This is a genomic window from Stenotrophomonas sp. 05L44_2 (assembly GCF_056665995.1).
In genome coordinates, this window is the sequence record NZ_JBFTNR010000156.1 from 1 (window position 1) to 7,589 (window position 7,589).

Sequence of the window (7,589 nt, forward strand, 5' to 3'; positions counted from 1 at the left end):
CAACGAGCCCAGCGAATGGCGACCAGACAACGTCCCCTTTCTCCGCACCTTCAGGTGTATCGCTGGCAGATTCAGATGGCCACCTCGATCCTGCATCGAGCCACTGGCGTCTTTCTGTCTGTTGGTGCCCTCATCATCGCCGGAGGCCTGTTGGCTCTGATGATGGGGCCCGAATCCTGGAACTGCTTCACCGGCCATGCCGGGGCCTGGTATGGCCGCGTGTTCCTGTTCGCGTGGACATGGTCGTTCGCCTATCACCTGTGCAATGGCATCCGCCATATCGTGCAGGACTTCGCGATCGGATTCCGCATTGCCACCTTCATCCGCAGCAGCTGGATGTCGGTGATCGGCAGCCTGCTGATCACCCTGGCCGTGTGGGCCTATGTGCTGTTCGGAGGTGCCGCATGAGCAAGTTCCGTACCCCGTTGAAGGGCGTGCGCGGTCTCGGTTCGGCCAAGACCGGCACCGAGCACTTCGTGCATCAGCGCCTGACCGCCGCCGCGCTGGTGGTGCTGGGCATCTGGTTCCTGGTGTTCGTGCTGGGCCTGCTGGGCTCGGATTACGTGACCGCCACCGCCGCGATCGCCAAGCCGTGGAACGCCGTTCCGCTGATCGGCCTGCTGATCGCCATGTTCTGGCATGCCCAGCTCGGCCTGCAGGTCGTGCTGGAGGACTACATCCACGAATCGCTGCTGGCCCTGGTGCTGCAGACCGCGGTGAAGTTCGTTGCCGTGCTCGGCATGATCGTCAGTGTGTTTGCGGTGGGCCGCATCGCCCTCGGCGTTGCCTGAGCCCAGGCGCCAAGACAGGAATCCAGACTAGATGTCCGCTTACAAGATTACCGAACACAAGTACGACATGGTCGTGGTGGGCGCCGGCGGCGCCGGCCTGCGTGCCACGTTCGGCCTGGCCGCCAAGGGCCTGCAGACCGTGTGCCTGACCAAGGTCTTCCCGACCCGTTCGCACACCGTKGCSGCCCAGGGCGGYATCTCSGCCRSSCTCGGCAACATGGGCSAGGACGACTGGCGYTRSCACWTSTTCGACACCRTCAAGGGKTCGGAYTGGCTGGGCGACCAGGACGCCATCGARTWCATGTGCCGTGAAGCGATTCCGGCGATCATCGAGCTCGAGCACTACGGCGTGCCGTTCAGCCGCACCGCGGAAGGCAAGATCTACCAGCGTCCGTTCGGTGGCATGACCACCCAGTACGGCGAAGGCCCGGCGGCGCAGCGTACCTGCGCGGCGGCCGACCGTACCGGCCACGCGATGCTGCACACGCTGTACCAGCAGTCGCTGAAGCACGACGCACGCTTCATGATCGAGTACTTCGCACTCGACCTGATCTTCGATGACGAAGGCGCCTGCCGTGGTGTGCTGGCGCTGGACATGTCCGACGGCACGCTGCACCTGTTCCGCGCCCAGGGCGTGGTGCTGGCCACCGGCGGCTACGGCCGCGCCTACTTCAGCGCCACCTCGGCGCACACCTGCACCGGCGACGGTGGCGGCCTGGCCATGCGCGCCGGCATCGCCATGCAGGACATGGAGTTCGTGCAGTTCCATCCGACCGGCATCTACGGCGCCGGCTGCCTGATCACCGAGGGTGTCCGCGGTGAAGGCGGCATCCTGCGCAACAGCAGCGGCGAGCGCTTCATGGAGCGTTACGCACCGCACTACAAGGACCTGGCTTCGCGCGACGTGGTCAGCCGTTCGATGACCATCGAGATCCGCGAAGGCCGTGGCGTGGGCGAGCACAAGGACCACATCCTGCTCGACCTGACCCACCTCGGCCCGGGCGTGATCGACGACAAGCTGCCGGGCATCGCCGAGAGCGCGCGCATCTTCGCCGGCGTCGACGTGCACAAGCAGCCGATCCCGGTGATTCCGACCGTGCACTACAACATGGGCGGCATCCCGACCAACTACCACGGTGAAGTGGTGCGCAAGGACGGCGAGAACCCCGATGCGGTCGTGCCGGGCCTGTACGCCATCGGCGAAGCGGCCTGCGTTTCGGTGCACGGTGCCAACCGCCTGGGTTCGAATTCGCTGCTGGACCTGGTGGTGTTCGGGCGTGCGGTGGCCAACCGTTGCGCGGCGACGATCACCCCGGGCGCGGCGCACAAGACCCTGCCGGCCGACGCCTGCGACAAGGCGCTGGGCCTGCTGGACAAGCTGCGTCACGCCAACGGCGATACCCCGACTTCGGTCATCCGCGATCGCATGCAGCGCACCATGCAGGCCGACGCGGCGGTCTTCCGTACCAGCCAGACGCTGAAGGAAGGCTGCGAGAAGATGGACAAGATCTTCGACTCGTTCCAGGACGTGAAGGTCTCCGACCGTTCGCTGGTCTGGAACTCGGACCTGATCGAGACCTACGAGCTGAACAACCTGCTGCTGAATGCAGTGGCGACGATCAACTCGGCCGAGCAGCGCAAGGAAAGCCGCGGCGCACACGCGCACGAGGACTTCCCGGACCGCGACGACGTCAATTGGCAGAAGCACACCCTGGTCAGCGTGGACGAGAAGGGCAAGTGCAGCTTCGACTACCGTCCGGTGCACATGTACACGTTGACTGATGACGTGTCCGTGGTGCCGCCGAAGCCGCGCGTGTACTGATCCGACCCCGCCTAACATGCAATCCGCGCCCCCGGGCGCGGGCCGCCTGAGCCAACGAGAGCAGCCATGGCCGAGTTTTCACTCCCCAAGAATTCCAAGATCACGAAGGGCAAGCACTTCCCCGCCAAGACCGGCGGCAAGAACGTGCGCACCTTCAAGATCTACCGCTGGAGTCCGGACGACGACAGCAATCCGCGCACCGACACCTATGACGTCGATCTGGACGCCTGCGGCCCGATGGTCCTGGACGCGCTGATCAAGATCAAGAACGAGGTCGACCCGACCCTGACCTTCCGCCGCTCGTGCCGCGAAGGCATCTGTGGTTCGTGCGCGATGAACATCGACGGCACCAACACCCTGGCCTGCACCCGAGCCATCTCGGACTGCGGCAAGAAGGAAGTGCCGATCTACCCGCTGCCGCACATGAACGTGGTCAAGGATCTGGTTCCGGACCTGACCCACTTCTACGCGCAGTACGCCTCGATCAAGCCGTGGATCCGCACCCAGACCCCGGCACCGCCGGACCGTGAGCGTCTGCAGTCGCCGGAAGACCGCAAGAAGCTCGATGGTCTGTACGAGTGCATCCTGTGCGCGTGCTGCTCGACCAGCTGCCCGAGCTACTGGTGGAACGGCGAGCGTTACCTGGGCCCGGCGATCCTGCTGCAGGCCTACCGCTGGATCATCGATTCGCGCGACGAGGACACCGGTGCGCGCCTGGACGATCTGGAAGATCCGTTCAAGCTGTACCGCTGCCACACCATCATGAACTGCGCCCGGACCTGTCCGAAGGGCCTGAACCCGGCGCTGGCGATCGCCGAGATCAAGAAGCTGATGATGGAACGCCGCGCCTGATACGGTGCCGGGTAGTTGCATGACCCCAGCAGAGCCACGCCATGCGTGGCTTTGCTGTATCTGGAGAAACACAATGGATGAAGAAGTCCTGCTGAAGAAGCTGCGCTGGCGTTGCCGGCGCGGCATGCGCGAACTGGACCAGTTGTTCGGTCGCTACCTGGACCGCGAATGGAGCAGTGCGCCGACCGAAGACCGCGAGGTTTTCCTGTTCCTGCTCGATTGCGAGGACGATAAGTTGTGGCGCTGGTTCATGGGCTACGAGGCCTGCCCGCATGCACACGCCGTCCCCCTCATGCACAGGATCCTCGCCCTCAAGCCTTGAGTGGCGCCCGTCGCGGCTGCAGGCCGGCGCCCAGCTGGCGGTACTGCTGGCCGCACCGTGGCTGCTGCATGCTTCGGATCTGCCGTCCGCGCATCTGCTTCCGGCGTTGATCGGGGTCTGGGCGCTTGGCCTGGCTGAGCTGGCCTGGCGCCTGCGGCGGCGCCCTGTCGTGCTGCAGCTGCCGCCCCTGCCTGAGCTGCTGCGGCTGGACGGCGGCGATATTGCCGAGCCGCGGCTGGTGGTGCGCGGGCCCTGGCTGCTGCTGCACTGGCGCGAGGGCTGGCGTCGCAGGCGCCTGTTGTTCTGGCCGGACGTGCTTGATCGCGCACAACGACGTGAACTGCGACTGGCCGTGGCCGCACGAAGCGTTTCCCGTCGGCCCCGGTCGGTGGCACCATAGGCTGAATCGACTGGCGTGCCTGCATGTTCAAACCCATTCCCGTGGCCATTGGCCTGCGCTATCTGCGCGCCAAGCGCCGCAACGGCTTCATCTCCTTCATTTCGATGGCATCGATCCTGGGCATCGCGCTCGGGGTGACGGTGCTGATCACCACATTGGCGGTCATGAGCGGTTTCCAGAAGGAAATCCGCAGCCGCCTGCTGCAGATGACCGCGCACACCACCATCAGCCGCGACGGCGAACCGATGCCGGACTGGATGCGCGTGGTCGATGTGGCCAACAAGGATCCGCGCGTGGCCGGTGCTGCGCCGTATATCGAGATCCAGTCGATGATCAGCGGCCCGCGCGTGCAGGGTGCGATCATCCAGGGCATCGACCCGGCACTGGAACCGAAGGTGTCGGTGATCGACAAGAAGGTCACCAAGGGCAGCTACGGCAGCCTGACCCCGGGCAGCTTCAACCTGTTGCTGGGCAAGGAACTGGCCGTCTGGCTGGGCGTGGACGTCGGTGACCAGGTGCTGGTGACCTTCGCGGAAGTGCAGGGCACGCCAGCGGGCGCGGTGCCGCGGATGAAGCGCTTCACCGTCAGCGGCATCTTCGAGGCCGGTTACAACGAGGTCGATCGCGGTGTGGGTTTTGCCAACATGAAAGACCTGGAGCGCGTACTGCGTTCCGATGGCGCCACCGGCGTGCGCCTGAAACTGCATGACATGGACCGCTCGCTGGAGGTGGGCGTGGACCTGGCGCAGAACCTCGGCGGTGCCTATCGGGTCAGCGACTGGACCCAGCAGAACGCCAACCTGTACCACTCGYTGCGCATGGAAAAAGTGGTGATGGGCATCCTGCTCTCGCTGATCATCGCCATGGGCGCGTTCAACCTGGTGTCCTCGCAGGTGATGCTGGTGACCGACAAGCAGGCCGACATCGCGATCCTGCGCACCCTCGGCCTGACCCCGGGCGGGGTGATGCAGGTGTTCATGGTGCAGGGCTCGCTGATCGGCATCTTCGGCACCCTTGCCGGCCTGATCGGCGGCATCACCCTGACCTTGAACCTGGAACGCATCCTCGGCGCCATCGAGTCGGTGTTCAACGTCAAGCTGCTGCCGGAGGATGTGTACTACATCACCGGCCTGCCGACCGACATGCAGACCAGCGACATCGTGGTGATCACCCTGGTCGCGCTGCTGATGAGCTTCCTGGCCACTCTGTATCCCGCCTGGCGGGCAGCACGCACCCAGCCGGCGGAGGCCCTGCGCTATGAATAAGGTCTTCAACCGCGGCGATGAAGTGATCCGTGCCGAAGGGCTGGGCAAGACCTACGCCGAAGGGCGCATGCAGACACCGGTGTTCGACGGGCTGGACCTGACGGTGACTGCAGGTGAGACGGTTGCGATCATCGGTGCCTCCGGTGCCGGCAAGAGCACGCTGCTGCACCTGCTGGGCGGGCTGGATACGCCGACTGCGGGCGAGGTCTATGTCACCGGCCAGCGCATGTCGGCGCTGTCGGACACCTCGCGCGGCCTGCTGCGCAACCAGGCGCTGGGTTTCGTCTATCAGTTCCACCACCTGCTGCCGGAATTCACCGCGCTGGAAAACGTGATGATGCCGGTGATGCTGGCCGGTACCGCGGTGGCCGAGGCCAGCACGCGTGCGACTGCGCTGCTGGAATCGGTCGGCCTCGGCCATCGCCTGGACCACAAGCCCGGCGAACTGTCCGGTGGCGAACGCCAGCGTGCTGCGGTGGCGCGCGCGTTGGTCAATCACCCGGCCTGCGTGCTGGGCGACGAGCCGACCGGCAACCTGGATGACCGCACCGCTGCGACCGTGTTCGAGCTGATGCTGGAGCTCAACCGTGCGCGGCATACCAGCCTGGTGCTGGTGACCCATGACCGCTCGCTGGCACGGCGTCTGGACCGGGTGCTGGAGCTGCGCGAAGGGCGCCTGCACGCGCTGGCCCACGCCGACGTCTGAGCGGCCGGGCAAGCGCCAACCAAGGTTGGCGACTACCGGATTCGATGCAGGGCCTGAACCAGGCTGCCGGCCGTTGCGCCGGCACCACCCCGGCGGGTGCATGATCGGCACAGTTCCCCCGTGGAGATGGCCATGAAGACACCACTGTTGATCGCCGGGCTGTGCCTGGCTCTGGCTGGCTGTGCCACCACCGGCCGCCTGGGCAGTGCCGAGAAGCTGGAGCTGTATCGTGCCCACGCCGGCGCACCGCAGAAGGACATGCAGTTCTTCGGCAGCCTCAATGGCTGGACCGAGCTGGGCGACAGTGCGCTGGCGGTCTGGACGCGTCCGAGCGAGGCCTACCTGCTGGAATTGAATGGTCCCTGCCAGGATCTGTCGTATGCGACCGCCATCGGCCTGACCAGCCGGATGAACCGCGTCTCGGCGCCGTTCGACAAGGTGCTGGTACGTGACCCGACCGCTGGCCCGCGCATGCCGTGCTTCATCAAGACCATACGCAAGCTGGACGTGAAGGCGCTACGCGCCTCCGAGCAGGAGCTGCGCCAGGCGCAGGTGCAGGAGCGCGAGGAATCCGCGAAATAGAGCGGTAGCGCCGGGCCATGCCTCTCCGCGTCCTTCTCGAACAGGAACTTCACCAGTTCCGTCTCCAGGAAGGCGCGATGCTCCGGCTTTCGCGGGGAAAGGCGGTTYTCGTTGATCAGCATGGTCTGGTGYGCCAGCCATGCGGTCCACGCCGGCTTGCCGATGTGGWTGAACACACGCTGGCCCAGTTCCCCCGGGTAAGGCACGAAGTCCAGGCCCTCGGCATCGCGTTGTTCGTACTGGCAGAAGACGGTTCGGGGCATGGCACTCACTCGTGGTTGCGGGATTTTGCGGAAGTTCGCTTCGGGCTCTTGATGGGCGCGCCCTCAAGCAGTTTGCGGATGGGGGCAGGCAAGCCCAGTGCAGGCAGTTCGGCGGCGCCAACCCAGCGCAGCGTGGGTTCTTCCACGCGCAGGCCGCGCACCTGCCGTGACAATACCTGCAGGTGCAGCTTGTAGTGGCTGAAGGTGTGCTGCAGCACTGGCAGCTCCTCGGCATCTTCCAGCGAACCATCGACGTGGACGTCGAACCAGTCCTGCAGCTCGCTGCCCGCTTCGGCCTGCGGAAGCGTCCACAACTGTGCCCAGATGCCGGTGTCCGGCCGCTTCTGCAGCAGTACGCGCTGCTGCTTGTCGCGCAGCAGCAAAGCCACCGCCTCGCGTTCGGGCAGCGTCTTGCTTGGCTTTGCGGTTGGCAGCTCGGCGGTGCGGCCTTCGCGACGTGCCACGCAATCGGCCTGCAGCGGACAGATCACGCAGGCCGGTCTGGACCGGCTGCAGACCGTGGCACCGAGGTCCATCTGCGCCTGGGTGTAGTCGGCCATGCGTCCAGCCGGCACCTGGGCGACCT

At 65.6% G+C, this 7,589-nt stretch carries 10 protein-coding genes and 1 pseudogene; 9 read left to right on the top strand and 2 right to left on the bottom strand.

The annotated features are described in order from the left end of the window. Window positions 1-15 precede the first annotated feature (15 nt). The 9 genes from sdhC (at window position 16) to AC1VAN_RS07445 (ending at window position 6,740) form a co-directional block, all read left to right on the top strand. The gene (gene sdhC, locus AC1VAN_RS07405; RefSeq protein WP_025878812.1) at window positions 16-408 is read left to right on the top strand and encodes a succinate dehydrogenase, cytochrome b556 subunit; all 393 of its coding nucleotides are present in this window, start codon (window positions 16-18) and stop codon (window positions 406-408) included. After that, a complete protein-coding gene (gene sdhD / locus AC1VAN_RS07410; RefSeq protein ID WP_025878813.1) occupies window positions 405-791 on the top strand; it encodes a succinate dehydrogenase, hydrophobic membrane anchor protein in 387 nt (128 codons plus the stop codon). Before sdhC ends, sdhD begins: the two co-directional genes overlap by 4 nt. A 31-nt stretch (window positions 792-822) precedes the next feature. Further along, window positions 823-2,613, top strand: coding sequence for a succinate dehydrogenase flavoprotein subunit (gene sdhA, locus AC1VAN_RS07415; protein WP_480985550.1), 1,791 nt, complete (start codon window positions 823-825; stop codon window positions 2,611-2,613). A gap of 66 nt (window positions 2,614-2,679) precedes the next feature. Beyond that, window positions 2,680-3,465 (top strand): succinate dehydrogenase iron-sulfur subunit, encoded by a 786-nt coding sequence (locus tag AC1VAN_RS07420; protein ID WP_080149146.1) that lies wholly within the window; start codon window positions 2,680-2,682, stop codon window positions 3,463-3,465. A gap of 73 nt (window positions 3,466-3,538) precedes the next feature. Beyond that, window positions 3,539-3,787, top strand: a complete 249-nt coding sequence (locus AC1VAN_RS07425; protein ID WP_032977868.1) for an FAD assembly factor SdhE — start codon at window positions 3,539-3,541, stop codon at window positions 3,785-3,787. After that, a complete protein-coding gene (locus tag AC1VAN_RS07430) occupies window positions 3,738-4,187 on the top strand; it encodes a hypothetical protein (protein ID WP_032977865.1) in 450 nt (149 codons plus the stop codon). The genes AC1VAN_RS07425 and AC1VAN_RS07430 overlap by 50 nt, the downstream gene beginning before the upstream one ends. Window positions 4,188-4,210: 23 nt before the next feature. Beyond that, on the top strand, window positions 4,211-5,452 hold the full coding sequence (locus AC1VAN_RS07435; protein ID WP_025878818.1) for a lipoprotein-releasing ABC transporter permease subunit: 1,242 nt from the start codon (window positions 4,211-4,213) through the stop codon (window positions 5,450-5,452). Continuing rightward, the gene (gene lolD, locus AC1VAN_RS07440; RefSeq protein ID WP_032977862.1) at window positions 5,445-6,158 is read left to right on the top strand and encodes a lipoprotein-releasing ABC transporter ATP-binding protein LolD; all 714 of its coding nucleotides are present in this window, start codon (window positions 5,445-5,447) and stop codon (window positions 6,156-6,158) included. The genes AC1VAN_RS07435 and lolD overlap by 8 nt, the downstream gene beginning before the upstream one ends. Window positions 6,159-6,290: 132 nt before the next feature. After that, complete coding sequence (locus AC1VAN_RS07445; protein ID WP_025878820.1) at window positions 6,291-6,740, top strand: DUF6491 family protein; 450 nt, start codon at window positions 6,291-6,293, stop codon at window positions 6,738-6,740. A gap of 20 nt (window positions 6,741-6,760) precedes the next feature. On the opposite strand, the pseudogene AC1VAN_RS07450 reads toward AC1VAN_RS07445, so the two are convergent. Both AC1VAN_RS07450 and AC1VAN_RS07455 read right to left on the bottom strand, forming a co-directional pair. Beyond that, a pseudogene (locus AC1VAN_RS07450) lies at window positions 6,761-7,003 on the bottom strand (oxidative damage protection protein); the annotation flags it as partial. A gap of 5 nt (window positions 7,004-7,008) precedes the next feature. Further along, window positions 7,009-7,589 (bottom strand): NUDIX domain-containing protein (locus tag AC1VAN_RS07455; RefSeq protein ID WP_480985551.1); only part of this gene is annotated, 581 nt, incomplete at its 5' end.

Bases quoted from the DNA above. Each gene is read 5' to 3' on its own strand.
- sdhD (WP_025878813.1), top strand. From the start codon at position 405: ATGAGCAAGTTCCGTACCCCGTTGAAGGGCGTGCGCGGTCTCGGTTCG.
- AC1VAN_RS07445 (WP_025878820.1), top strand. From the start codon at position 6,291: ATGAAGACACCACTGTTGATCGCCGGGCTGTGCCTGGCTCTGGCTGGC.
- sdhC (WP_025878812.1), top strand. From the start codon at position 16: ATGGCGACCAGACAACGTCCCCTTTCTCCGCACCTTCAGGTGTATCGC.
- AC1VAN_RS07430 (WP_032977865.1), top strand. From the start codon at position 3,738: ATGCACACGCCGTCCCCCTCATGCACAGGATCCTCGCCCTCAAGCCTT.
- AC1VAN_RS07425 (WP_032977868.1), top strand. From the start codon at position 3,539: ATGGATGAAGAAGTCCTGCTGAAGAAGCTGCGCTGGCGTTGCCGGCGC.
- AC1VAN_RS07420 (WP_080149146.1), top strand. From the start codon at position 2,680: ATGGCCGAGTTTTCACTCCCCAAGAATTCCAAGATCACGAAGGGCAAG.
- lolD (WP_032977862.1), top strand. From the start codon at position 5,445: ATGAATAAGGTCTTCAACCGCGGCGATGAAGTGATCCGTGCCGAAGGG.